Annotated in this window: 26 protein-coding genes; 15 read left to right on the plus strand and 11 right to left on the minus strand. The window is 65.2% G+C overall.

Annotation, left to right across the window (positions count from 1 at the left end; all coding sequences use genetic code 11):
- Positions 1-52 precede the first annotated feature (52 nt).
- Positions 53-1,495, plus strand: a complete 1,443-nt coding sequence (locus tag ACLKOZ_RS09795; protein WP_436474697.1) for an NCS2 family permease — start codon at positions 53-55, stop codon at positions 1,493-1,495.
- A 41-nt stretch (positions 1,496-1,536) separates the two neighbouring features.
- Here the strand turns inward: ACLKOZ_RS09795 and ACLKOZ_RS09800 are convergent, their stop codons facing one another.
- Positions 1,537-2,841: a cation:proton antiporter gene (locus ACLKOZ_RS09800; RefSeq protein WP_436474699.1), complete on the minus strand. Its 1,305-nt coding sequence runs from the start codon at positions 2,839-2,841 to the stop codon at positions 1,537-1,539.
- A 245-nt stretch (positions 2,842-3,086) separates the two neighbouring features.
- Between ACLKOZ_RS09800 and hutG the strand changes: the two genes are divergently transcribed.
- From hutG to ACLKOZ_RS09815, 3 genes are all read left to right on the plus strand, one after another.
- Complete coding sequence (hutG, locus tag ACLKOZ_RS09805; protein WP_436474701.1) at positions 3,087-4,091, plus strand: formimidoylglutamase; 1,005 nt, start codon at positions 3,087-3,089, stop codon at positions 4,089-4,091.
- 143 nt (positions 4,092-4,234) lie between these two features.
- Positions 4,235-4,711, plus strand: a complete 477-nt coding sequence (locus tag ACLKOZ_RS09810; RefSeq protein ID WP_436474703.1) for a transporter substrate-binding domain-containing protein — start codon at positions 4,235-4,237, stop codon at positions 4,709-4,711.
- Between the two features lie 2 nt (positions 4,712-4,713).
- Positions 4,714-5,715 carry a cation transporter gene (locus tag ACLKOZ_RS09815; protein WP_436474769.1) on the plus strand — a complete coding sequence of 334 codons (1,002 nt, stop codon included), beginning with the start codon at positions 4,714-4,716 and terminating at the stop codon, positions 5,713-5,715.
- A 10-nt stretch (positions 5,716-5,725) separates the two neighbouring features.
- On the opposite strand, the gene ACLKOZ_RS09820 is transcribed toward ACLKOZ_RS09815, so the two are convergent.
- Both ACLKOZ_RS09820 and ACLKOZ_RS09825 read right to left on the minus strand, forming a co-directional pair.
- Positions 5,726-6,391, minus strand: a complete 666-nt coding sequence (locus ACLKOZ_RS09820) for a response regulator (protein ID WP_337347111.1) — start codon at positions 6,389-6,391, stop codon at positions 5,726-5,728.
- A complete protein-coding gene (locus tag ACLKOZ_RS09825; RefSeq protein ID WP_436474771.1) occupies positions 6,388-7,974 on the minus strand; it encodes an ATP-binding protein in 1,587 nt (528 codons plus the stop codon). Before ACLKOZ_RS09825 ends, ACLKOZ_RS09820 begins: the two co-directional genes overlap by 4 nt.
- A 271-nt stretch (positions 7,975-8,245) precedes the next feature.
- Here ACLKOZ_RS09825 and ACLKOZ_RS09830 point away from each other — a divergent pair, with 271 nt between their 5' ends.
- The 5 genes from ACLKOZ_RS09830 (at position 8,246) to ACLKOZ_RS09850 (ending at position 12,333) form a co-directional block, all read left to right on the plus strand.
- Positions 8,246-9,256 (plus strand): Bug family tripartite tricarboxylate transporter substrate binding protein, encoded by a 1,011-nt coding sequence (locus ACLKOZ_RS09830; protein ID WP_376044705.1) that lies wholly within the window; start codon positions 8,246-8,248, stop codon positions 9,254-9,256.
- Positions 9,253-9,765 (plus strand): tripartite tricarboxylate transporter TctB family protein, encoded by a 513-nt coding sequence (locus ACLKOZ_RS09835; protein WP_337347113.1) that lies wholly within the window; start codon positions 9,253-9,255, stop codon positions 9,763-9,765. The genes ACLKOZ_RS09830 and ACLKOZ_RS09835 overlap by 4 nt, the downstream gene beginning before the upstream one ends.
- Entirely contained in the window at positions 9,765-11,312 is a 1,548-nt protein-coding gene (locus ACLKOZ_RS09840) for a tripartite tricarboxylate transporter permease (RefSeq protein ID WP_337347114.1), read from the plus strand. Before ACLKOZ_RS09835 ends, ACLKOZ_RS09840 begins: the two co-directional genes overlap by 1 nt.
- Before the next feature lie 101 nt (positions 11,313-11,413).
- Positions 11,414-11,806: a universal stress protein gene (locus tag ACLKOZ_RS09845; protein WP_337347115.1), complete on the plus strand. Its 393-nt coding sequence runs from the start codon at positions 11,414-11,416 to the stop codon at positions 11,804-11,806.
- 266 nt (positions 11,807-12,072) lie between these two features.
- Positions 12,073-12,333, plus strand: coding sequence for a hypothetical protein (locus ACLKOZ_RS09850; protein ID WP_436474707.1), 261 nt, complete (start codon positions 12,073-12,075; stop codon positions 12,331-12,333).
- 117 nt (positions 12,334-12,450) lie between these two features.
- Here the strand turns inward: ACLKOZ_RS09850 and ACLKOZ_RS09855 are convergent, their stop codons facing one another.
- From ACLKOZ_RS09855 to ACLKOZ_RS09870, 4 genes are all read right to left on the minus strand, one after another.
- A complete protein-coding gene (locus ACLKOZ_RS09855; RefSeq protein ID WP_436474709.1) occupies positions 12,451-12,687 on the minus strand; it encodes a hypothetical protein in 237 nt (78 codons plus the stop codon).
- 163 nt (positions 12,688-12,850) lie between these two features.
- Positions 12,851-14,443: a histidine ammonia-lyase gene (gene hutH / locus ACLKOZ_RS09860; protein WP_436474711.1), complete on the minus strand. Its 1,593-nt coding sequence runs from the start codon at positions 14,441-14,443 to the stop codon at positions 12,851-12,853.
- A 114-nt stretch (positions 14,444-14,557) separates the two neighbouring features.
- On the minus strand, positions 14,558-16,255 hold the full coding sequence (hutU, locus tag ACLKOZ_RS09865) for a urocanate hydratase (protein WP_436474713.1): 1,698 nt from the start codon (positions 16,253-16,255) through the stop codon (positions 14,558-14,560).
- Between the two features lie 224 nt (positions 16,256-16,479).
- Complete coding sequence (locus tag ACLKOZ_RS09870; RefSeq protein ID WP_436474715.1) at positions 16,480-17,292, minus strand: IclR family transcriptional regulator; 813 nt, start codon at positions 17,290-17,292, stop codon at positions 16,480-16,482.
- Between the two features lie 185 nt (positions 17,293-17,477).
- Between ACLKOZ_RS09870 and ACLKOZ_RS09875 the strand changes: the two genes are divergently transcribed.
- From ACLKOZ_RS09875 to ACLKOZ_RS09885, 3 genes are read left to right on the plus strand one after another with little or no spacing between them, the layout of a single operon-like run.
- Positions 17,478-17,633, plus strand: coding sequence for a hypothetical protein (locus ACLKOZ_RS09875; protein WP_436474717.1), 156 nt, complete (start codon positions 17,478-17,480; stop codon positions 17,631-17,633).
- Positions 17,623-18,603 (plus strand): phosphotransferase family protein, encoded by a 981-nt coding sequence (locus tag ACLKOZ_RS09880; protein WP_436474719.1) that lies wholly within the window; start codon positions 17,623-17,625, stop codon positions 18,601-18,603. Before ACLKOZ_RS09875 ends, ACLKOZ_RS09880 begins: the two co-directional genes overlap by 11 nt.
- Before the next feature lie 10 nt (positions 18,604-18,613).
- Positions 18,614-19,225: a DinB family protein gene (locus ACLKOZ_RS09885; protein ID WP_436474721.1), complete on the plus strand. Its 612-nt coding sequence runs from the start codon at positions 18,614-18,616 to the stop codon at positions 19,223-19,225.
- Between the two features lie 39 nt (positions 19,226-19,264).
- Here ACLKOZ_RS09885 and ACLKOZ_RS09890 read toward each other — a convergent pair whose 3' ends face one another.
- The 3 genes from ACLKOZ_RS09890 to ACLKOZ_RS09900 are packed head-to-tail and all read right to left on the minus strand — an operon-like array spanning position 19,265 to position 20,888.
- Entirely contained in the window at positions 19,265-20,236 is a 972-nt protein-coding gene (locus ACLKOZ_RS09890) for an NAD(P)-dependent alcohol dehydrogenase (protein WP_436474723.1), read from the minus strand.
- Positions 20,233-20,466: a helix-turn-helix transcriptional regulator gene (locus ACLKOZ_RS09895; protein WP_337349072.1), complete on the minus strand. Its 234-nt coding sequence runs from the start codon at positions 20,464-20,466 to the stop codon at positions 20,233-20,235. Before ACLKOZ_RS09895 ends, ACLKOZ_RS09890 begins: the two co-directional genes overlap by 4 nt.
- A complete protein-coding gene (locus ACLKOZ_RS09900) occupies positions 20,460-20,888 on the minus strand; it encodes a hypothetical protein (RefSeq protein ID WP_337349073.1) in 429 nt (142 codons plus the stop codon). Before ACLKOZ_RS09900 ends, ACLKOZ_RS09895 begins: the two co-directional genes overlap by 7 nt.
- Positions 20,889-21,113: 225 nt before the next feature.
- Between ACLKOZ_RS09900 and ACLKOZ_RS09905 the strand changes: the two genes are divergently transcribed.
- Together ACLKOZ_RS09905 and ACLKOZ_RS09910 are read left to right on the plus strand one after the other, a co-directional pair.
- Positions 21,114-22,634, plus strand: a complete 1,521-nt coding sequence (locus ACLKOZ_RS09905) for an amino acid permease (protein ID WP_436474725.1) — start codon at positions 21,114-21,116, stop codon at positions 22,632-22,634.
- Positions 22,635-22,672: 38 nt separating this feature from the next.
- Positions 22,673-23,308, plus strand: a complete 636-nt coding sequence (locus ACLKOZ_RS09910; protein ID WP_436474727.1) for a LysE family translocator — start codon at positions 22,673-22,675, stop codon at positions 23,306-23,308.
- 88 nt (positions 23,309-23,396) lie between these two features.
- On the opposite strand, the gene ACLKOZ_RS09915 is transcribed toward ACLKOZ_RS09910, so the two are convergent.
- The gene (locus ACLKOZ_RS09915) at positions 23,397-24,260 is read right to left on the minus strand and encodes an SDR family oxidoreductase (RefSeq protein WP_436474729.1); all 864 of its coding nucleotides are present in this window, start codon (positions 24,258-24,260) and stop codon (positions 23,397-23,399) included.
- A 123-nt stretch (positions 24,261-24,383) separates the two neighbouring features.
- Between ACLKOZ_RS09915 and ACLKOZ_RS09920 the strand changes: the two genes are divergently transcribed.
- A complete protein-coding gene (locus tag ACLKOZ_RS09920; RefSeq protein ID WP_337349077.1) occupies positions 24,384-24,773 on the plus strand; it encodes a winged helix-turn-helix transcriptional regulator in 390 nt (129 codons plus the stop codon).
- Positions 24,774-24,930: the final 157 nt, after the last annotated feature.

The following is a 24,930-nucleotide window of genomic DNA, read 5'->3' on the forward strand; positions in this document are numbered from 1 at the left end:
CCCTGACGGCCCATAGGATTCAACTATCCCCACAGACTCCCCCGGAGGACTAATGCTTAAGCAAGGCTCTGCACTGGACCGGTACTTCAAGATCACCGAGCGGGGGTCCAACCTCTCCCGCGAGATCCGCGGCGGGTTCGCCACCTTCTTCGCCATGAGCTACATCGTGGTGCTGAACCCGCTGATTCTCTCCGGCGCCGACTCCAGCGGCAACTCCCTCGGCTTCCCTGCCGTGGCTGCCGTGACCGCCTTTGTGGCCGGCATCCTCACCATCCTCATGGGGGCCTGGGCAAAGCACCCGTTCGCCTTGGCCACCGGCCTGGGCGTCAACGCCTTCGTGGCCGTCACCGTGGCCACCAACCCGGGCCTGACCTGGCCGGACATGATGGGCCTGGTGGTGCTTTCCGGCGTCACCATGCTGATCCTGGTCCTCACCGGCTTCCGGACCGCTGTGTTCAAGGCCGTTCCGGACGGCATCAAAACCGCCATTGTGGTGGGCATCGGCCTGTTCATTGCCCTGATTGGCCTGGTGAACGCCGGCTTTGTCCGCCGTATCCCCGACGTCGCCGGAACCACGGTCCCCGTGGGCCTGGGCTTCGACGGCAAGCTCCTGGGCTGGCCAACGGCAGTGTTTGTGTTCGGCCTGGTCCTCACCATCGCCCTGGTGGTGCGGAAGGTCAAGGGGGCCATCCTGATCGGCATCATCGCCTCCACCGTCATCTCCGTAATCCTGGAGCTGACACTGCACATCGGCCCCAGCGTCGCCCCGGACAAGCCGTTCAACCCTCAGGGCTGGTCCCTGGTTGCTCCCGCTTTCTCGGGATGGGCCGCCCCGGACCTCTCGCTGATTGGCAAGGCCAACCCGTTCGGCGCCTTTGAGCACTTGGGCTTCGTGGCCGCCACCCTCCTGGCCTTCGTGATACTGCTCAGCATCTTCTTCGACGCGATGGGCACCATGGTGGGCCTTGCCAACGAGGCCGGCACGGTGGACGAACACGGCAACATCCCCGACGTCGACCGTGTCCTGCAGGTTGACGCCCTCGGCGCAATCGTCGGCGGCGGCGCCTCGGTCTCCTCGAACCAGATCTTCGTGGAGGCCGGCGCAGGCATTGGTGAAGGCGCCCGAACCGGTATTGCTTCCATCGTCACCGGCCTGCTGTTCCTGGTGGCCATGTTCTTCACGCCCTTGATCAACCTGGTGCCTTTCGAAGCCGTGGCTCCGGCCCTGGTGGTTGTTGGCTTCATGATGGTGTCCCAAGTGGGAAAGATCGACTGGCAGGACTGGGGCATTGCCCTCCCGGCCTTCCTGACGATCACCCTGATGCCGTTCACGTACTCGATCGCCAACGGTTTGGGCGCCGGCTTCATCGGTTACGTCCTGATCCGCGTCGTGCAGGGACGGGCCAAGGATGTCCACCCGCTCATGTGGGCGGTGGCCGGCGCCTTCCTGCTGTTCTTCGCGGTAGGACCGATTGAGGCCGCGCTGGGAATGTAGTTCAACGCGGCTTCACGGGCGGGCCCCTAGGCAGCCAACGCTCAGACCGGCGTAGTGGGGGCCTTGCCCTCATCGCCGGACTCCGCGACGGCCTTTCGCTCGCGGAGGCGGTCCAGCCGGTTCATGAGCGGCGAGGTGGTGGCCCCATGGATCACGATGGACAGGGCCACCACAAGCCCCACAAAGGACCACAGCCACTCGGCCTGCTCCGAGAACTGCCCTTTGCCCAGGGCATACGCGAGGTAGTACAGGGAGCCGATGCCCCGGATCCCGAAGAAGGAGAGGGCAATGCGCTCCCGCGGGCCGGTCTTTCCACCCAGCAACCCGACCCAGCCGGCTGCCGGCCGCACCAAGAGCAGGAACGCCAACGCGACCAGGAACTCCGTCCAGCCGATGCCCGCCAGGAGTCCACGGGCAATCGCACCGCCGAGCAGGACAAGGATCACCACGGTCATGAGCCGTTCGAGCTGCTCCACATAGGAGTGAAGCACGCGGTGGTAGCCGTGGGTATGCTCCGCGGACCGGATGGTCACAGCGCAGACAAAGACGGCGATGAAACCATAACCCTCCACCATCTCGGTCAAGCCGTAGGCCAGGAACGTTGCCGCCAGGGCCACGAACCCTTCGGAGTGGTTTGCCAGCCGCATGCTTTCCTTGCTGGCCGAGAAAAACAGCAGGGCCAGCATTTTCCCGATGAGGAAACCCATGAGGACCCCCACGCCCAGCCGCCAGGCCACATCCACGCCAATCCACTGCGGGAACCAGGCCGACGGCGACGCGCCCACCACGCTGATGGCGATGGCGAGGTACACAAACGGGAACGCCAGCCCGTCGTTCAGGCCGGCCTCGGACGTCAGCCCGAAGCGGACCTCGTCCTCCTTGTCCTCTTCTTCCTGTGCGTCAGCCGGTTCACCCACCTGCACTTCGGAGGCCAGCACCGGGTCCGTGGGTGCCAGGGCGGAAGCCACCAGCAGGGCAGCGCCCAGCCCCAGCCCCAGGAACCACAGCCCCAGCAAGGTCAGGGCAATGATGCACAGCGGCATGGCTATCCCGAGGAGCCGCCACGTGGTGGACCACTTCCGGCGCCCTATGGGCCGGTCCAGGGCCAGGCCCGCGCCCATCAGGGAGATGATGACGCAGATCTCCGAGAGGTGCAGGGCAAGATCGCTGTGCACGATCGGATCCGGATCGGGCAGGCCCGGTATCAGGGAGAAGGCCGCCATCCCGGCGCCGAGGAACACCATAGGCATGGAGAAAGGCGCGTTGCGCAGGACCTTGGGGAGGATTGCGGCAACAAAAACCGCGGCGCCTGCCGCGGCGAAGAGGATGCTGGGCGCTTCAAACATGGTGTTCCGGCCTGCTTCGTTGCACTCGGTGTAACTGCCACGGCCCCTGTCCGCGGACAGGGGCACCCGTGGAGGGGTTGCTCCACTTTAGCCCCAGTACCGCCGCACCCCCGCCGCCACACCCCGCCGCCACAGCAGCCGGCATCGCTGGTTCCGGGGCCCCGGTAAACCTCAATTCCGGAATTACAGACATTACGACGGCGGTCCGGCTCGCTTTCGCAGTTGGCATGCGGTGAGCTTGAAACATGGCACTCCCCGCACTCACCGTCGACGTCCCCCCGCAGCCCTGGACAGGGCGGTTCGACGGCGACGGCGGCGAACATCGGCGATGGTGGCAGGCGGTATCGCCGTATATGCAGGGCGACGCCGATGGTTCGGTTAACCCTGCGGCCTCGCTTTCGCCAGCAGAGGTCCGGCGGCCGGCCGATGCCCTGCGACCCGCCGTCCTCCTCGGATTCGCGAGCGATGAAGGCGTGCTGCGCAACAAGGGCAGGACCGGCGCAGCCCTCGCCCCCGCAGCAATCCGAACTGCCTTGGCACCGCTGGCCTTCCACCTGGACCGTGCGGTGTCCGATGCCGGGGACGTGGTGGTAGCGGAGGGCGCGCTGGAGACCGGCCAGGCCCGTGCCGGGCAAGTTATTGCCGCCATGATCGACGCCGGCAGGCTCACCGTGGTGCTGGGCGGCGGGCACGAAACCGCCTTTGCAAGCTATCTGGGGGTGGCCGGCTCCGACGCAGTGCGTGGCGGCCGGCGGCTGGGCGTCCTGAACCTGGACGCCCACTTCGACCTCCGGGACGAACCGCTGCCCAGCTCCGGCACGCCGTTCCTCCAAATGGCCCGGGCGGAAGCTGCCGCGGGGCGCGACTTCCGCTATGCCGTCGTCGGGATCTCCGAGCCGAACAACACCCGGGCGCTTTTCGGCACGGCGGAGCGGTTGGGTGTGGAGTACCTGCTGGATGAGGACTGCTCCGGCGAACGGGTAGGGGCTTTCGTTGCGCGGTTCCTGGACAGCGTGGACGTGCTGTACCTGACCATCGACCTTGACGTGCTGCCGGCGTCGGTGGCTCCCGGGGTGAGCGCGCCCGCCGCCTACGGAGTGCCCCTGCCGGTGATCAGCGCGGTGTGCCGGCAGGTGGCGGACAGCGGAAAGCTCCTGCATTTCGACGTGGCCGAGCTGAACCCGGGTTTCGACGTCGACGGCCGGACTGCGAAAGTTGCCGCCAGGCTAGTGAACACGCTGCTTCGCTGACTCCCCTGCGGCCTAATGCACTGCGGCCCAACGCGCTCCCCGACAGCACGCCCGCCCGGCGTGCTGTGGCAAAACGGTTCCGTGGCACATAAAGGTAAGTAGGCTGTCTAATGGAGTTGACGACGCCTATCTGAGGAGCCCGCATGCGACGATTGGGAAGCAAAGTTGCCTTGGTGCTGGCCTCCGCGCTGGCACTGGCAGGCTGCGGAACGTATCCGGCGGATCCCGGCGGAACGCTGGAGCGCGTGGTGGACGGCACCCTGCGCGTGGGTGCCAGCGAAAACGGCGAATGGGTGGAAATTTCAGGCGAAGACGTGCAGGGCACCGACGCGGACCTGGTCCGGGACTTCGCCGCCAGGCTCGGTGCGGACATTGACTGGGTGCCCGGAACCGAACACGTTTTGGCCGAGGAACTCAAGCATGGGCAGCTGGACCTGGTCATCGGCGGCCTCGACGACAAGACCCCGTGGGCCCAGCACGGCGGGCTGACCCGGGTCTACGCGGAATCCCGCGACAGCCGCGACTCCCTTCATAAGCACGTGATGCTGGTGCCGTTGGGCGAGAATGCGTTCCTGCTGGAACTCGACAAGTTCCTGATGGAAGCGAAGGAGCAGGGATGACTATGGTCAAGGGCGCCCCCGTGCGCTTCGGACACACGGAACTGCCCGAGGAGCAGAAGGAAGCCCTGCGCAAGGCGGTGAAGTTCGAGTGGATCACCATCGGCTTCCTGGCCGCGTCCACGGCGCTGGTCTTCGCCGTCCTGGGCAACTCGCAGGCCATGAAGGCCGCCTGGGTGGAAGATGTACTGTCCTTCCTGCCACCCATCTCCTTCCTGGTGGCGGCGCAGGTGATCCGCAGGAAGCCCAACGAAGAGCACCCCTACGGGTTCCACCGTGCGGTGGGCATCGCCCATGTGGTGGCCGCCGTGGCACTGACCGTCATGGGTGCCTACCTGATCGTGGATTCCGGAATGGGACTCCTCAGCGCCGAGCACCCCACCATCGGCGGTTTCGACTTCTTCGGCCAGACCATTTGGCTGGGATGGATGATGATCGGCGCCATGATCCTCACCGCGGTCCCGCCGGTTTTCCTCGGTCGGGTCAAAATGAAGCTCGCCGAAAAACTCCACGACAAAGTCCTCTATGCCGATGCTGACATGAACAAGGCGGACTGGATGACCGCGGCCGCCGCCGCCGTGGGCGTGGCCGGCATCGGCTTTGGCCTGTGGTGGGCCGACTACGCCGCGGCCCTGGTTATCTCCTTCAGCATCCTGCATGACGGCGTCCGGAACACGCGGGCAGCCATCTCTGCCCTCATGGACAAGCGGGCCAGGACGTACGACGACGCCGAACCGCACCCGCTCGGGCACCGGCTGGACGAGTACCTCCGCGGCCTGGACTGGACGGAGACGGCGGAGTCGCGGATTCGCGATGAGGGCCACGTGTTCCACGTGGAATCGTTTGTGGTCCCCGCCAGGGGCCGCATGCCAAGCCTGGAACAGCTGGAGGCAGCCCGGGAGGCCTGCATTGGCCTGGACTGGAAGGTCCAGGACATGGTGATCATCCCCGTAGCGGAGCTCCCCTCGGAGTTCCTTCCGGGCCGGACGTCCGGCGGCGAGCGCTAGCCCCAACCACTCAGGCCTTCAGCACATACCTGCGCTCCGGCCGGCCCACACCGTATTTAAGCCGGACTTCCAGCACGCCTTCGTCGTGAAGGTATTCCAAGTACCGGCGCGCGCTGACGCGTGATGTGCCCAGCTGGACTGCCACTTCCGCGGCGGACAGGTCGCCGTCGGCCTCTTTCAGCGCCGCCTCCACCAGCTTGAGTGTTTCGACGCTGCACCCCTTCGGCAGCGGCCGCTCGGTCCGGTCCAGGCCGAACACGCGGTTGACGTCCGACTGCTCCGCCACATCCTTGGACAAGTCAAGGCCGTGATAGGCGCTGCGGTAGTGCTCCAGCCGTTCCTGCAGGTCGGTCTGCGAAAACGGCTTGATGAGGTAGTGCACAATTCCGCCGCGGAGGGCTTTGCGCACAGTGTCCACCTCGCGGGCGGCACTGATCACCAGCACGTCCAGCTCCGGAGCCACGTCGCGCAGCTGATGCATCAGGTCCAGGCCGTTGATGTCCGGCAGGTGGATATCCAGCAGGACCAGGTCAGGTTGGAGGCGTTCGGTTTCGGTCACCGCCTGCGCACCGGTGTGGGCAACCCCGACGACGGCGAACCCGGGAGTGCGCTGGATGAAGCCCGCGTGGACCTTGGCCACCATAAAGTCGTCGTCGACGATCAGGACTTTGATCATGGCTGTGTACCTCTCGCGTACGCCCGCAACAGGCGTGCGGTGAAAACTGCCCCCTTGTCATTGTCCACGGTGAGGTCGCCGCCGCTGCGACGGCAAACCACCCGCGAGAGCGCCAGTCCGAAGCCTCGGCTGCCGCCCGGGCCGGGTGTTTTGGTAGTGAACCCCTGGCGGAAGATCTCGTCCCTGTCCCTGCCGGGAACACCGGGGCCGGTGTCCCGTACGGTGACCGTGACGCCGTCGGCTGTGTCCTCCACGTGCACCCTGACGGCTGCCTCCGGAAGCCCGGCGACGGCGTCGAACGCGTTGTCCACGAGGTTCCCGACGACGGTGGTGAGATCGCGCGAAAGCTCGTCGTCAACGCGGGCAAGGCCGGATTCCGGGTCCAACTGCAAGGACACACCGCGTTCGGTGGCGAGGCTGGACTTGGCAATTAGCAGGGCAGCGAGCGCCGGGTCCTGGATCCGGCTGGTGACCTCGTCGTTGAGCCGGGTCCGGTCCAGCGTGGCGCCGTTGACGAACTGCACCACCGAGTCATATTCACCGATCTGGATCAGCCCGGATATCACGTGCAGCTGGTTGGCGAATTCGTGGGCCTGCGCGCGGAGCGTGTCCGTGGCGGTCCTCGTGGCGCCCAGTTCCTGTTCCAGCGAGGAAAGCTCCGTGCGGTCGCGGAGCGTGGTGACGGATCCGATGTCCCGGCCTCGGGACTTGATGGGAACGCGGTTCAGCACCACCAGGCGGTCACCGACGAGCACCAACTGGTCCGGTCCGGGCTGCTCGCGGGTGAGGACTTCCTTAAGGGCCGGCTCCACGGCAAGGCTCGTCAGCCTCTTGCCCACGCAGTCCGCTGGCAGGCCGAGCAGCGCCCGGGCGCTGTCATTGGCCACGGTGATGCGCTCGTGCGGGTCCAGGGCGACCACCCCTTCCTTCAGGCCATGGAGCATGGCCTCGCGGTTTTCCACCAGCCCGGTAATTTCGCTGGGCTCCATGCCCAGGGTCTGCCGTTTCACCCGGCGGGACAGGAGCAACGAACCGGCCACCCCCAGGACGCTGGCAACCCCCAGGTACGTGAGGAGATTTGGGACGGCGTCCCCCAGCCGCTCCAGTGTGGAGGGATAGTCGCGGCTGACGGAGGCGATGCCGATCATCTTCCCGGCGTCATCCAGGACCGGGACGTGCGCGGACAGGGACTGGGTACCGGACCCGGCCACAACACCCGTCCACGAGCGGCCGTCCATGACCCGGCTTGGGCCGAGCTCCATCTGCCGGCCCAGCATGCTGGGATCGGAGGATGCGACGACGGTGCGGTCCAGCTTTGCGAGCACTACGTGCGAGGAGCCGGACACGGTACGCACCGACTCGGCCACGGCGGGAAGGGCTGACCCTGCCCGTGGCTCGGCGGCAGGGAGCAGTTCGCGGACCGTCGGGCTGGCAGCGAGCGCTTCGGCTGCGGACAGCGCACGGCGCCCTTCGGTGCGTTCGAAAGCCGCGGCCGACTGGGCCAGGGAGATGGCCACCACGGCGACGAGGACAGCGAGGACGATCAGCAACTGCAGAACCAGGTACTGCCCCGCGAGGGACATTCCTCTTCGTCGAGTCACTGTGGTTCTTTCCTCTGATGGTGGGTCTTCTGCAGGTCAGGCTACCTGAACAATGCCCGCTGCAGAGTTCTGGTGGCCCCCCCGGAGGGACAACGGAGGGACAAGGGGGGGACAGCGGAGGGAAGTCCGAAACGTGAACGCAATGAACTTAACGTTCTCTGCGTACACAAGAGTGACCCCCGTCACGCCCGGGCCTAGCATCGGAATTACAAGTCAGCCCCTGCTGATCAGTTTTCATGAGAAGAGGAACACCATGCGCCAGATCCGCGCATTGCGAATCGCCGCCGTCGCCGCCGGCATCGCCCTGATGGCCACCGGCTGCGGTGCCACCGGCGGCAGCTCCACCAGCACTTCCAGCCCCGGCGCCGCAGCCGGCCCGGTGACAGATCTGAAGATCATGGTCCCCAACACGCCCGGTGGCGGCTATGACACCACCGCCCGCGTCGCAGCAAAGGTGCTCGACGACGAAAAGGTCGCCACGAACACCGAAGTCTTCAACCTCGCCGGCGCCGGCGGTACCGTAGGCCTGGCCCGCATCGTCAACGAAAAGGGCAACGGCGACCTCACCATGCTCATGGGCCTTGGCGTGGTGGGCGCAAGCTACACCAACAAGTCCGAGTCCAAACTGACGGCCACTACGCCGCTGGCCAAGCTCATCGAAGAGCCCGGGGCCATCATGGTCAACAAGAATTCGCCGTACAAAACGATCAATGACCTGGTCACCGCCTGGAAGGCTGATCCCGGGTCCATCAGCGTCGGCGGCGGCTCTTCGCCCGGCGGCCCTGACCACCTGCTGCCCATGCAGCTCGCGGGAGCGGTGGGCATCGACGCCACCAAGGTCAACTTCGTCTCCTACGACGGCGGCGGCGACCTCCTTCCTGCCATCCTCGGCAACAAGGTGGGCTTCGCAGCATCCGGTGCCGGTGAGTACCTGCAGCAGATCCAGTCCGGCGAGGTCCGCGTCCTGGCCACCAGCGGTGAGAAGCGGCTCGAAGGCGTGGATGCCCCCACGCTGAAGGAATCCGGCATCGACCTGGTGTTCACCAACTGGCGCGGGATCGTGGCTCCTCCGGGCATCACCGATGATGACAAGGCCAAGCTGATCGGCGCCCTGGAAAAGATGCACGGCACCGACGCCTGGAAGGAAGCGCTGAAGACGCACAGCTGGACTGACGCCTTCATCACGGGCGAAGAATTCGAAACCTTCCTGGCAGAGCAGGATAAGCGGGTGGCGGACGTCCTCACGAAGCTAGGCCTGGCGTGAGTTCCTCACCAACTTTGGCCGCCAGGCTCAAAGGCCGCTCCGAGCTGGGGGTAGCCCTCCTGCTCGGGGCGGTGGGCGTCATCGTCCTCGTCGACGCCCTTGCCCTGGCAACTCCGTACTCCCAGTCCGACCCCGTAGGGCCGAAGACCTTGCCCTTGATCGTGGCCGCCGTCCTCCTCGTGTGCGCAGTGCTGTTGGCCATCAACGTGCTGCGCGGCGGGCAGGGCGAGGCTGAAGGCGGCGAGGACGTTGACCTCACCCACCCCGCGGACTGGAAGACAGTCCTTCCGCTGGTGGGAGCCTTCGTGGCCAACATCCTGCTGATCGACTGGGCAGGCTGGGTCATCTCCGGAACTGTCCTGTTCTGGGGCAGCGCCTGGGCCCTGGGAAGCCGGCACTATGTGCGAGACGGCATCATTTCCGTGGTCCTTTCAGTGATCACCTTTTACGGCTTCTACCTGGGCCTCGGTATTCCGCTGCCCGCCGGCCTCCTGAAAGGGATTCTCTGATGGATGTCTTCTCCTCCCTGATGGACGGTTTCGCCACCGCCCTGACTCCGATGAATTTCCTCTACGCCGTGATCGGTGTGCTCCTGGGCACCGCCGTCGGCGTCCTCCCGGGCCTGGGACCGGCCATGACCGTGGCCCTGTTGCTCCCGGTCACCTATGCCCTGGAACCAACCAGCGCCTTCATTATGTTTGCCGGCATTTACTACGGCGGCATGTATGGCGGCTCCACCACCTCTATCCTGCTCAATACGCCGGGTGAATCGTCGTCGGTGGTTACGGCCATCGAAGGCAACAAGATGGCAAAAGCAGGCAGGGCCGCCCAGGCCCTGGCGACGGCGGCCATCGGCTCCTTCGTGGCCGGCACCATCGGCACCGCATTGCTGGCCGTCTGCGCCCCCATTGTGGTGGATTTTGCCGTCAGCCTCGGAGCGCCCAGTTATTTCGCCATCATGCTGCTGGCCCTCCTGGCGGTGACTGCCGTCCTTGGCTCATCCCGCCTCAGGGGCTTTGCTTCGCTGGGCCTTGGGCTGGCGATCGGCCTGGTGGGAATCGATTCCGTGACGGGCCAGCGCCGCCTCACCTTCGGCCAGCCCCTGCTGGCTGACGGCCTGGACATCGTGGTAGTGGCCGTGGCCATCTTCGCGGTGGGCGAGGCTTTGTGGGTAGCCGCTCACCTGCGCCGCAACCCGCTGCAGATCATTCCGGTAGGACGTCCATGGATGGGCAAGCAGGACTGGAAGCGGTCCTGGAAGCCCTGGCTCCGCGGAACGGCGTACGGCTTCCCGTTCGGGGCACTCCCGGCCGGCGGCGCCGAGATCCCCACGTTCCTGTCCTATGTCACCGAGAAGCGCCTCAGCAAGCACCCGGAGGAATTCGGTAAGGGCGCCATCGAGGGCGTGGCCGGACCCGAAGCAGCCAACAACGCGGCGGCCGCAGGCACGATGACCCCGCTGCTGGCACTGGGCCTTCCCACCAACGCCACGGCTGCCGTGATGCTGGCCGCCTTTACCTCCTACGGCATCCAGCCAGGACCCCTGCTGTTCTCCAACGAGGGACCGCTGGTGTGGGCACTGATCGCGAGCCTCTTCATCGGCAACTTCCTGCTGCTGCTCATCAACCTGCCGCTGGCACCATTGTGGGCCAAGCTCCTGCAGCTCCCCCGGCCCTACCTCTATGCCGGCATCCTGTTCTTCGCCACACTGGGCGCCTATTCGGTGAACCTGCAGGCGTTCGACCTGGTGCTCCTGCTGGCCCTGGGTGCGTTGGGATTCATGATGCGGCGCTTCGGGCTACCCGTGCTGCCGCTCATCCTCGGAGTGATCCTTGGGCCGCGGATCGAGGGCCAGCTGCGCAAGAGCCTGCAGCTCAGCGCGGGTGACCCCGCCGGTCTCTGGAGCGAACCGATCGCCGTGGGCACCTACATCCTCATCGCGATCATCCTGCTCTGGCCTTTGCTGTACAAGCTGTACCGCCGCAACCGTCCGGCCACCAGCCTCCTGTCCCCAAACGCCACCCGCGGAAACGAACCAGCAGACGCAGACGGCTGATTCGCCGGCCACTGCCGCAGGACCATCAGGCGCAGGATCATCAGCGCAGACCGCTAAGCACCAAGACATAGACCCCTGACCACCGACCACAAGGAGCCACCATGACGATCGTTGTGGGATACGTCCCGACACCCGAGGGCGAAGCGGCGCTGACGCAAGCCATCCTCGAAGCCCGCAAGAACAACACCACGCTGCTGGTGATCAACTCTTCCAAGGGCGATGCCTTGGTGGACAACCGATACGCCCAGGAGCCGGAGATCCAGAGCATCGAGGACCGTCTGGCCACCCAGGGAATAGACCACGTGATCAAGCAGCCGGTCCGTGGGCATGACGCGGCAGCGGAGGTCCTCGATGCCGCGGAGGAGCACAATGCTGATCTGATTGTGATCGGCCTTCGCCGCCGCACGCCGGTGGGCAAGCTGATCATGGGCAGCACGTCCCAACGCATTTTGCTGGAGGCGGACTGCCCGGTATTGGCGGTCAAGGCCAGTTAGGGCCGGTTTGGCCGAAGCTCCGACTGATCCGGGGCTTGTCCGCAGTTCCCGCCTTCGTGGCGCGGTCCTGCGGACAAGCCTCGGATTTTTGCATTACCCACTGGGTCGTTCCGCACGGAATTTTGGCCATTGCAGCGGCTCCATGGCAGAATTGGCCCTCGGGGAAAGCGCTATCCAGCGTAGAAAACACCAGTCATCTGACATTTATGGGGGCCGCCGGTAGAATAGACCGCGCTCCCCGGCACGAACCACAGAAAGACACGCACATGACTACCGCCACCCTCGAACGCCGCCCCGCCGAGTTCCCAGTCGTCGAAACAGCGGAATTCCGCTCCATTGACCTCGAGTTCTCAACGGCCGACGAAGTCCACGAAGGACTCGACAACGCTGTAGCCACGCTGATCGAGACTGCGGCCAAGGATGCCGCCTGCGGCATACTCGTCACCCGCCTGCACCCCGGCCGCTACACCGTAGCCCTCGACGACTCCGTTCCCTTTGGTGAGACCTACGAGAACATCGCAGCCTAGCTCTGCACTGCTGCGTTCCTCAAAGAGAGAAGCCCCAAAACACAGAAAGTCCCCGCCCCCTGGCCTGCCCCTGTCCAGGGGCCGCCAAACGGCGGGGACTTGCTCCGCGTATAGGGATTAGCTCCGGCGGACCTGCACTCCATCAGACTTCAGGATGAGCTGCTTTTCGGACGGACCGGCTTGCACCAGCCACAGGACGTTTCCGCTCTCCGACACTTCCTCGACTTCGCCGGTCGCAATGACATGCGCATGCTTGAGAATTTCCACCCGAACCCCAGGCCGGAGTGTCCTCCAGTCCGAGATGGCGGCCGAATGGGCATTGCGCCTCGTTAGGACTGCCCCACGTGCTTTCATGTGAACTTCTACCCCTTTGTATGCGTTCTGCTGCCACAGCCTCTTTGATGTGACTTTCACTACATCTTCAGTTCTACTACACTTCCCGCGGCCCAAATGTACGTGTCGCCACATATTTCGCTACGCGCACGGGAAGCTAAGCCAGACTGAACAATATTCCCCGTCAGGCTAGATTTCCGACGGCGGATTCGGCCGCTGAAATCACATCACCCGAGGCGACCAGAAGGTCCGCCAGCTCAAGTTCCGGAGAAAGGAACCTGTCGGTGCCAGGGCCTTCGACGACGGACCTCAAGGCTCCGAGGACCGCGCTGCCGGCAGGGCCGGGAACCAGTTCCCCGCCGGATAGCTGGGTACGGATATCGAGGGCCCGGGCCGACGTCACGAGCTCGATCGCCAGAACGCGGCGGAGGTTCTCCACCGCCTTGCGAAGCTTCCGGGCCGCGTGCCAGCCCATCGAGACGTGGTCCTCCTGCATGGCGGAGCTGGGAATGGAATCCACCGAAGCCGGAACTGCCAGCCGCTTGTTGTCGGAGACCAGCCCCGCCTGGGTGTACTGGGCGATCATCAGGCCGGAATCGACGCCCGGATCTGAGGCAAGAAAGGCCGGAAGGCCGTGCGAACGGGCCGGGTCAAGCATCCGGTCCGTGCGGCGCTCAGCGATGGAACTCAGGTCCGCCACAGCGATGGCCAGGAAGTCCAGCACATAGGCCACGGGCGCGCCGTGGAAGTTGCCGTTTGAACTGACCCGCCCGTCCGGCAGGACCACCGGGTTATCGATGGCGGCCGCGAGTTCGCGCGACGCCACCAGGGCGGCGTAGTCCACAGTATCCCGGGCGGCGCCGGCCACCTGTGGGGCGCAGCGCAGCGAATAGGCGTCCTGGACCTTCGAATCGCCTACACGGTGGGACGCCACTATTGGGGAGTTCGACAGGACCCGCAGCATGTTGTCCGCACTCGCCGCCTGGCCCGGGTGCGGGCGCAGGGCCGCGTGCAGCTCAGGCAGGAACACCTGGTCCGTGCCCAGCAGAGCCTCGACGCTGAGTGCTGCGGTGATATCCGCCGTCGTCAGCAGCTGTCGGAGGTCCGCGATGGCCATCAGGAGCATGCCCAGCATGCCCTCGGTACCGTTGACCAGCGCCAGGCCTTCCTTCTCGGCCAGGGTAACCGGCTCGATGCCGTGCTCGGCAAGCAGCACGGCGACAGTCTGTTCCCCGCGCCCGCCGTACGTCACGCCGTCGGGCCCTTCAGCCTGCCCTTCGCCCATCAGCACCAGCGCGCAGTGGGAAAGCGGGGCGAGGTCGCCGGAGCAGCCGAGCGAGCCGAATTCCCGGACCACTGGCGTGATGCCTGCGTTAAGGACGTCCACCATCGTCTGCAGGACTATGGGACGAACGCCCGTGCGGCCGGAGGCGAGGGTCTTGGCACGCAGGAACATGATGCCGCGGACAACTTCGCGCTCCACGGCCGGGCCCATGCCGGCTGCATGGCTGCGGATGAGCGACTTCTGTAGCTGGGTGCGCAGGTCATTGGGGATGTGCCGGTTGGCCAGGGCGCCGAAGCCGGTGGAGATGCCGTAAGCGGGGGTTTCGCTGTGGGCGAGGTCATCGATGTGGGCGCGCACCTTGGCCACGGTGTCCAGTGCGTCCTCGGAGATGGTCACGTGGGCGTTGTGGCGCGCGACGGCGACGACGTCCTCGGGAGTGACGCCGCTGGAGCCGAGGGTGACGGTGAGCGGTGCTTGCGTTGTGACAGTCATGATTCCTACTTCTGGGGATCGATTGCTCCGCAAGGGCCCTTTTGAGAGTACTTAAGGGCGGTTACGGAGCAACCGATGTGGGTTGGGCCTGGCTAGCTTGTTTCCGGGGCCTGGTTAGCTTGTCTCGTTCATGGGGATGCGCACGCCGCGTTCTTTGGCGACGTCGAGGGCGCGGTCGTAGCCGGCGTCGGCGTGGCGGATGACGCCCATGCCGGGGTCGTTGGTGAGGAGGCGTTCGAGTTTCTGGGCGGCAAGGTCCGTGCCGTCGGCCACTGAGACCTGGCCGGCGTGGATGGAGCGGCCGATGCCGACACCGCCGCCGTGGTGCAGGGACACCCAGGTGGCGCCCGAGGCGGTGTTGAGCAGGGCGTTGAGCAGGGGCCAGTCCGCGATCGCGTCGGAGCCGTCGGCCATGGCCTCGGTTTCCCGGTACGGGGAGGCGACGGAGCCGGAGTCCAGGTGGTCGCGGCCGATCACGATGGGGGCCTTGACTTTGCCTTCCTTGACCAGCTGGTTGAAGAGCAGGCCGGCCTTGGCACGCTCTCCGTACCCGAGCCAGCAGATCCGGGCGGGCAGGCCTTCGAACTCGACGCGCTCGGCGGCGGCGTCGATCCAGCGGTGCAGGTGCTTGTTCTCCGGGAACAGTTCCTTGATGGCCTCATCGGTGACGCGGATATCTTCCGGATCCCCGGACAGCGCCACCCAGCGGAACGGGCCCAGGCCCTCGCAGAACAGCGGCCGGATGTAGGCCGGAACGAAGCCGGGGAACTCGAACGCCCGGGCGTAGCCGCCCTTGCGTGCCTCATCGCGGATGGAATTGCCGTAATCGAAGACCTCGGCGCCGGCGTCCTGGAACTCCACCATCGCCTGGACGTGCCGGGCCATGGAGGCCTGGGCCTTCTTGGTGAAGCCCTCCGGATCAGCCTCCGCTTCGCGCTGCCATTCCTCCACCGAAATACCCTCCGGAAGGTAGGACAGCGGATCATGGGCACTGGTCTGGTCCGTGACGATATCAACGGTGAGTTCACCGGCGGTGTGGCGGCGCAGGATCTCCGGGAAGACCTCGGCGGCGTTGCCCACATAGCCTACCGACCAGCCGCGCCGCTCTTCCTTGGCCTTCAGGACCTTGGCGATGGCGGCGTCGAGATCGGTTTCCACCTCATCGAGGTAGCGCTTGCCCGCCCGGCGGCGCAGGCGGGTCTCGTCGACGTCGACGATCAGGCAGGCACCATCGTTCAGCGTGACAGCCAGTGGCTGGGCGCCGCCCATACCGCCGCAGCCGCCGGTGAGGGTCAGCGTGCCGGCGAGGGTGCCGTTCTCGTCCCCGGTCAGCTTCCGGGCGATCGCGGCGAACGTCTCAAAGGTGCCCTGCAGGATTCCCTGGGTGCCGATGTAGATCCAGGATCCGGCCGTCATCTGCCCGTACATCATCAGGCCTTCGGCCTCGAGCCGGCGGAACTCGGGCCAGTTCGCCCAGTCACCGACGAGGTTGGAGTTCGCCAACAGCACCCGCGGCGCCCACTCGTTAGTGCGGAACACCCCCACCGGCTTGCCCGACTGCACCAGCAGGGTCTCGTCCTTCTCCATGGTTTCCAGCGTCCGGGTGATCGCATCGAACGCAGCCCAGGACCGGACAGCCCGGCCCGTACCGCCGTAGACCACCAGGTCATCAGGGCGTTCGGCGACCTCGGGGTCCAGGTTGTTCATCAGCATCCGCAGCGGGGCTTCCGTCTGCCAGCTCTTAGCGGTCAGCTCGGTGCCGCGGGCTGCTTTGACCGGGCGGGCACCGGTAGTGAAATCGGCGGATGCCATGAGGGGCTCCTTCGTGTTCTGGGCGAGTGTTGGGGTCGCGGTACTTGGAAGAGGTTCTATATCTACTAAAGCCCCTCCCGGCGAGCCCTGACAGGGCTTTCGAAGGGGTGCTGTCCGGGATTCCAGACGCATCCCCTCACCCCTCGTTGCTCTGTCATTTATGGTCCCCATTCCAGGGGAATGGGGACCATAAGTGACAGAGCAAGCAGGGCTCGGGACGGGTTCTATTTGGCGGGGCGGCCGTGGATTCGGACCGAAAGCTCGTCGGCTACTTTCTGGACCCGGGCCGCGAGGGCCGGCCATTGGTCCGCCGGCAGTTTGTCTTCGAGGAACGTAACGGCTACTGCCGCCGTCGGCCATCCCACGTGATCCGTGACGGCGGCAGCAATCGAGCCGAAACCGGGCGTCACCTCCCCGTGTTCGGTGGCATACCCGCGCTGCCGAACCTGGTCCAGGTGGGAGGAAAGCGCCGAGTACTTCATGATGGCGCCCTCCACCTCATGCCGGGCGGTGAAAGCCGCAGCGTTCGGGTACAGCGCGCGGACCTGCGACTTCGGCAATGCCGCGAGGATAGCGCGTCCGCTGGCGGTGAGGTGGCTGGGGAGCCGGACGCCGACGTCGGTCACCAGCGACGGGCGGTTTTTGGCCCGCTCTTCCACGATGTACAGCACGTCGCGCCCATGAAGGACGGCCAGGTGGGCACTTTCGCCGATCACGTCCACCAGCGACGCCAGCAGCGGCCGGCCCAAGCGGGAGAGCGGTTCCTGCCGAGAGTAGGCCGAACTCAGCTCGAAAGCACTGATGCCCAATCCGTAGCGCTGTTCCTCGTGGAGGTGGAGGACAAAGCCGTTGGCCTCCATCACCCCCAGAAGGTGGTAGACGCTCGAACGCGGCAATCCGAGGGATGTGGCAATGCTCGACGCCGCCATGGGGCCACGTTTTGAAGCCAGCAGTTTGAGGATGCGCAGCGTGTTCTCGGCCGCGGGGACCTTGGAAGTCACCTTTGGTTCACGCCCACCCTGCGCCCTTGCTTCCATGCTTACCGCCACCGTATCCTCCGTATTCCTTGCGGGATCCTTCAGGCATGTCCGGGATCCCGTACTTAAGCTTGCGCCCTTGGCTGGTCCCTGGAAGGCAATGAAGGCAAGGCATCTGTCCGGGATGCCAGACAGATGCCGCGGGAAGTGCCCTGTGTGCGGACAAAGACCCTAGGCTGAAGCGTATGGTCTCAACCGCCGACATCCTTACCGCCTTCCTGCAGGTGGATGCCTCCGTTGCCAGCGAGCCGGTCCTTCGACGCCTGGGATTCCAGGCAATCACCACCTCCACGCCTTTTGTGCGGACGCCGGGCAAAGGTGGCCATTCCCGTGCAGCCTGAGTGGAGTCCCAGGATCGGCTGGGCCGAGCTTCCCGGCCACGTGCGCGCCGGCATCGAACGGGTTCTCGATTCCCCCGTGGTTGAGGCGACGGGCCAGCAGGGAGGCTTTTCTCCCGGCACTGCGGACCGGGTCCTCACCGCCGCCGGCCGGCGCGCCTTCGTTAAAGCCGTCAGTCCGCAACTGAACGAGCACTCGCCCGGAATCCATCGGAAGGAGGCGGCCGTTGCAGCCGCACTTCCCGCCGGGCTTCCAGCGCCGACCCTGATCGGCACCTATGACGACGGCGAATGGGTCGCGCTGGTGCTCAGCGATGTGGAAGGCAGGCATCCCCACACGCCGTGGAACGCCGTCGAGGTTCACCTTGTCCTTGATGCCCTGCTAGCGATAGCCGGGACACCGCTCCCGCCGGAACTCACCCGGTTGCCTCCTCTTCAAACCGAACTGGCGGATCCGTTTGGAGGGTGGACCCGCATCCGGCGCAATCCGCCAGAGGACTGCGATCCTTGGATCCTCCAGAACCTGGACACGCTGGAGAGTCTGGCCGAGCAGGGCCTGAAGGATGTAGCCGGTGCATCGCTGGCCCACACCGACGTCCGCGCTGACAACATCATCATCACGGCCACCAACGGAGCCGTCCTGGTGGACTGGCCGTGGGCTGCCATCGGTGCGCCGTGGGTGGATGCCCTCACGGTTCTCATTAACGTTCGCGTCTTCGATCCTGCCTTCGATACCGACGCGTTCCTGCATTCCCACAGCGTCTTCACGACTGCCAACGCGGCCAACGTCGACGGCTTCCTGGCCGGCCTTGCTGGCTACTTCACCGATGCCGCCCGGCAACCGCCTCCGCCAGGCCTACCTAGCCTCCGGTCTTTTCAGCAGCAGCAGGGCGAAGCCGTCATTCACTGGCTGCGGGAACGACTCTCTGCCCCAGGTTCTGCTCTGACGGCTGACGCTCCGCCGGTTGGGTAGAGTGCCCGCTATGGACGAAAAAGAGACACTCCACCACTATCTTCGTGTCAGGCGGGAGAACCTCCTGGGCAAGCTGGACGGCTTGGGTGGCTACGACATCCGCCGGCCGCTCACACCCACCGGCACCAACCTGTTGGGCCTGGTCAAGCACGTGGCGAGTATGGAGCTTGGCTATTTTGGTGAGGTCTTCGGCCGTCCCAGCGGGCGGCATCTCCCGTGGTTCGACGACGACGCGAGCCCCGACGCAGACCTCTGGGCCACAGCCGACGAAAGCCGTGAAGACATTGTCGGTCTGCATCTGTTCGCCGCGGCGCACACCGACGCGACCATCGAGGCGCTGCCGCTGGACTCCCCCGGCGTTGTTCCGTGGTGGCCGGAGGAGCGGCGCGACGTCACACTGCACCAGATCCTTGTCCACATGCTGGCAGAAACGTCCCAGCATCTGGGCCACGCCGACATCCTGCGCGAACTCATCGACAGGACCGCCGGCCAGCGTCCCGGTGATCCCAACCTCACCCCGCGAAGCACCGAGGACTGGGCCACCCACCGTGCCGCCATAGAGGCCGCCGCGCGGGAAGCCTCCGGGAGGACCCAGGAAGGGGCAGCCCGGAGCGATGCCTGACCCCGCGATCCGGGTAGAGGCGTGCAGCCGGCAGTCGTTTCAAATACGGACCACCACCTTGCCGCGCACCCGCCCCTCGTGCAGGGAGGCGACAGCCGCCGGAGCTTCCGCAAGGGGATAGGCCTTCTCGATGGCGGGCTTCACGCTGCCAGCCTCGATCATGGAAGTCAGGGCCTCAAGGTCCTGATATTTTTCCGTTGAGACCAGTCCCTTGAACTTCTGCCCGGAGAACAGCGAGGCGAACGGCGCACCGAGGGATCGTTCAAATCCGCCGGTCAGCTTCCCGCCGCCTTCACCTCCTACAATCACCAGCGTTCCCTTTGGCGCGAGCGCCTTCCGCGAAACAGAGCGGGGCCGGTTACCGGCGGTATCGACAATGACGTCGTACAGCACGCCGGCACGGGAGAAGTCGTCGCGCGTGTAGTCAATGACGTGGCTAGCTCCAAGCGACCGGACCAGATCCATCTTGCCGGTGCTGCAGACGCCGGTGACCTCAGCGCCGAACGCCCTGGCCACCTGGACGGCGAAGGACCCCACTCCCCCGCCTGCCCCGATGACCAGCACCTTCTGTCCAGGAGCGACCCGACCGGCGTCGCGGACGGCCTGCAGGGCTGTCACGGCAGATATGGGCGCAGCCGCTGTCTCTTCAAAGGTCAGGTTCGCGGGTTTGCGCGCCACAAGTTTCTCTTTGGCGCAGACAAATTCCGCGAAAGACCCCTCACAGGTGCCGAACACTTCATCGCCCGGCTGGAACCGGGTCACACCCGCCCCCACTGCCTCCACGACGCCGGCAACTTCCCGCCCGCGGACCGGCACCTTGGGCTTCTTCAACCCGAAGCCGAAAAGCCGGACCAGGTACGGCATCCCGGTCATGAGGTGCCAGACCCCCTGGTCGACGCCGGCGGCGCGGACCCGGATGAGCACCTCTCCTTCGGCAGGCGCCGGCGTCGGGATGTCCCTGAGCTGAAGCACGTCCGCACTTCCATAAACGTCCTGCACAATAGCTTTCACGATGCGTCTCCTTCACGGTGCGGGTACTGGAAAACGTCCTCGAGCGGCACGCTGAGCACGTGGGCAATCTGGAAGGCCATCTCCAACGACGGCGAATAACGGCCTTGCTCGATGGCGATGACTGTCTGGCGGGTGACGCCCACGCGCTCGGCGAGCTCCGCCTGGGTCATCTCGCCCCGTTCGAACCTCAGCCGACGGATTGAGTTGGTTACCCGCGTTGGTTTCACCACGGCTGGAACCCCCTGCGGTAGGCAACAATCTTTGCAATGGAACCCAGGATCGCCGACAGGACAAACGTCAGGTAGATGACGTTCGCGATCCAGAAGTGGTCCGTCTCCGTCATTGCCATCAGCAGTGCCGCCACTCCCCCGATGACCACAAACGACTGGCCGATGTACTCGCCGAAGCGGTAGATTTCGCGGTCGCGCTGGTCCTTCTTCCCGGCGTCCCTGGGCGAAAAGATGCCCATCAGGGCGTGCAGGGCGATGGACACTGCAATGGATGCGCCGACGGTCCACAGCAGCGGCGCGACATACGGGACATCAACAAGTGGCATAGTCCCGGCCAGGCCAAGGACGATGGCCAGGTAAGCGCCGTAGGAACCCACGGCCACCACCCCCATGATCCACGCGCTCTTCTCTTCGAAGGACATTCCGTTTCCGCCGTTCCCAAAGAATGTAAAACAAACCTGACATGCCGAATGTAAAGAAAACCAGACACCATGTCAAGGGTTCTAGACTCAGTGGTTGACGAATCCAACACCCGTCCGGCTCAGTCTGAGATGAAAGACACCAAGCTCCCGTGAGGCTCATCACTCCGGGTGCCAGGATGGTCTGCTGGTTAGCGATCCCCTCCCAATGACGAGAAGGTACTTGTTATGCAGCAATCAGCCGTCCCGAAACAAACAGCCAGGCGCGACGCAGGCGCGCAAGAGCCAAGCCCACCCGGGAAGCGGGTGCCGGGCGCCGCCGTCGCAAGTGTTCTGAACCGGGGATTGAACGTCCGCCATATCCGTTTTATGGCGCTCGGTTCTGCAATTGGCACCGGCCTGTTCTATGGCTCGGCCTCGGCGATCCAGAAGGCGGGCCCGGCGGTCCTGCTCGCGTACGTCATCGGCGGTGCCGCGGTATTTATGGTGATGCGGGCCCTGGGCGAAATGGCAGTCCGGCACCCTGTCTCGGGCTCCTTTGGCCAATATGCCAGCCGCTACCTCGGCCCGTTGGCGGGATTCGTCACCGGCTGGACCTACGTCTTTGAGATGGCGATTGTGGCCATCGCAGACGTGACGGCCTTCAGCATCTACATGGGCTTCTGGTTTCCCCAGGTGGACCGCTGGATCTGGATCCTGGCGATCATCTGCTTCCTGGCCGCGCTGAACCTGCTCAGCGTCAAGGTCTTCGGTGAGCTGGAATTCTGGTTCTCATTGATTAAGGTGGTCGCCATCATCGCCATGATCGCCGGCGGCGCCGCCATCATCGCCTTCGGCTTCCAGGCGGGCGGTTCAACCGTGGCGCCCGGACTGGGCAACCTCGTGGAGAACCGGGGGTTGTTCCCCCAGGGCTTCGAGGGGCTGTTGGCCTCGTTCGCCGTCGTGATGTTCGCCTTCGGTGGGATCGAAACGCTCGGCATCACCGCCGGGGAGGCCGCCGATCCCAAGAGGGTCATCCCCAAAGCGGTGAACACCGTACCGGTCCGCGTACTGCTCTTCTATGTCCTGACCCTCGGTGTCCTGATGAGCCTCTTCCCCTGGAACGAGATCGGCAGCAACGGCAGCCCGTTTGTCCAGATCTTCAGCGGCCTCGGCATCCCCGCGGCGCCCCATATCCTGAACGCCGTGGTCATCACGGCAGCCCTGTCCGCCATCAACAGCGACATTTTCGGCGCAGGCCGCATCCTGTTCGGTCTCTCCAACCAAGGCCACGCGCCGGCCGTATTCGGCAAGGTCTCCCGCCATGGTGTCCCGTGGATGACCGTGGTGATGATGGCCGGCATCCTCCTGGTGGGCGTCGTGCTGAACGCCGTGATTCCCGAAGACGTCTTTATCCTGATCGCATCGATCGCCACGTTCGCCACCGTCTGGGTGTGGGTCATGATCCTCGCCTCCCACGTGGCCATGAAACGGGAGATCGCCCGGAAGGGCCTGCCGGCGTCGGAATTCCCGTCCCCGTGGTGGCCCGCGGCCTCTGTCCTGACCATCGCATTCATGGCTCTGGTCATCGCCGTCCTGGGCGCCTTCGAGGACACCCGCGTCGCGCTGTACGTGGGAGCCGCGTGGCTGGGTCTGCTGGTTCTCGCCTACCGGCTGTGGGTTAAGGGGAACGGACGACGCCGGGCCGACCTCGTGGACGAAACCTCACCGCTGCCGCTGGTCACCACCGCGGTTTCCGCCCACCGCTAGGCATCGCCCCTCGGCCGGGGCCAGGGCTATCATCAGGCATGGTTCCATTCACTAATCTCCTGGCGTTTGCCCTGGCTTCGCTGGTCCTCATCGCCATCCCGGGACCCAGCGTGCTGTTTGTCATCGGCCGGTCCCTCGCCCTCGGGCGCAAAGGCGGGCTCTTGAGTGTGCTGGGCAACGCCCTGGGCATGGTGCCACAGATCATCGCTGTGGCCATGGGAGTGGGGCTGGTTCTGGCACAGTCGGTGGTGCTGTTCACGATCATCAAATTCGCCGGTGCGGCCTATCTGGCATATCTCGGCATTCAGGCGATCCGGCACCGCGGCGGACGCGCGACGGCGGCTGGCCCCGTGCCGCCGTCGTCCACCTGGCGCATGCTGCGCGAGGGATTCCTGGTGGGTGCCACCAACCCAAAGTCGATCGTGTTTTTCGTAGCGGTGCTGCCGCAGTTCGTTGACTACGCGGCCGGAAACATTCCGCTGCAGCTTGCGTCTTTGGGCGCGGTTTTCCTGGTGATAGCGCTCGTCTGCGACAGCATTTGGGCCCTGGCCGCCGGCACCGCCCGGCAATGGTTCGGCCGTTCGCCGAAACGAATCTCCACGCTCAGCGCCGCAGGCGGGGTCATGATGATCGGCCTTGGTGGAACGCTGGCGCTGACGGGCAGTAAGACCTAACCGCCGCCAACCCTCTCCCACGTCATGTGGGAGAGGGTTGCCCAAAAACCTGCAGGAAGTGAGAGAGCGTCTTGGCAGGCTGTCCTACTCAGGCGGCATCGACCGCAGAGCGCACCGCAACGGGCATGGGCGTCGTGGGCCGGCCGATAAGCGTGCGGAGGTCGGAGCCGCTGACCAGGAGGTCACCGCGGGCGATGCCCAGGTCCGAGTCCGCCAGGACGTCGGCAAACTGCTCCGGTATCCCGAACCCGACCAGCAGTCCGGCATAGTCCTCCACCGGAAGATCCTGATACGCCACGGGCTTGTTGGCCGCTGCACTGATTTCCTGCGCCAACTCGGAGAGCGTGAAGGCGTGGTCCCCGCCAAGCTCATAGACCTTTCCGGCCTGGTCGTCGGCAACCAGGACTGCGGCTGCGGCCTCGGCGTAGTCAGCGCGCGACGCAGCGCTGACCTTGCCTTCGCCGGCGCTCCCGGCAAGTGCGCCCTGGGCAAGCGTGCCCGGCAACTGGTCGGTGTAGTTTTCGAGGTACCAGCTGTTGCGGAGGATGGCGAAGGGGACCCCGGAGTCCTTGAGGATCGCTTCTGTTGCCTGATGCTCGGCAGCCAGTTTCATGCCCGTGGTGTCAGCATTAGCGATGCTGGTGTAGGCGACCAGCCCGACACCCTCGGCCTTGGACGCCTCAATCACCGTACGGTGCTGATCCACGCGCTTGCCTACCTCGCTGCCGGAAATCAGGAGGACTTTGCTGGCGCCTTTCAGTGCCTGGGCCACGGACGAGGGATCTGAATAGTCCATCGGCTTGACCTGCACGCCATGGTCCTGGAAGTCAGCCAACTTTTCGATGGAGCGGCCGGTGGCAACGATCTCCGCCGCCGGAACGTTGCGCTGCAGCAAAGCCTCGATAACGTGGCGGCCAAGCTGTCCTGTTGCTCCTGTGATGACGATGCTCACGGGGTATTTCCTTTCACCGATTTTTAGGGGGTCACCCTCCACAACCAGCCACGGACCGGATTACTTCCTGAAAGAGAGTACGCACTTTCAGGTAAGGTACTGACTTTTTGGTAGGATATGGCTATGGAAGCGATCAGTGTGCCTGCCCCGCAGTTTGCTGAACTACGGGCGGACTTCGCCGACGGCGTGTTCCAGGCCGGTTGCCCCAGCCGGACGGTCCTGGACCATATCACCAGCAAATGGGGTGTACTCATCCTGGCCGCGCTCTCAGAAGGTGAGCAGCGCTGGAGCGAGCTCAGGCGCCGGGCCGAGGGCATCAGCGAGAAGATGCTGGCGCAGACCCTCAAGACGCTCGAACGTGACGGCCTGGTGCTGCGGAAAGCGAGGCCGGTGATTCCGCCGCATGTTGATTACAGCCTGACGGACCGGGGCTACGAACTGACTGCCCTGCTGGTCCCCCTCGTCACCTGGGCCTACGACAACGCGGACGAGATCCTCAAAGGCCAACGCTGACTGGAAAATCCCTAAGTACCGGTCCTGCACCAAAACGAGTACATGTTACTGGTGTGACTGGTGTGAATAGCGCCTAACGTATGCGTAGGGTGCCAGCCGGGACAAGAGGGCCGTCCTCTGCTGGGGCGTTCCGGCACCCGCACCGGTGGGCGGCCGC

Origin of the sequence: Arthrobacter sp. R4 (assembly GCF_051365025.1) — a bacterium.
Taxonomy (GTDB): domain Bacteria; phylum Actinomycetota; class Actinomycetes; order Actinomycetales; family Micrococcaceae; genus Arthrobacter.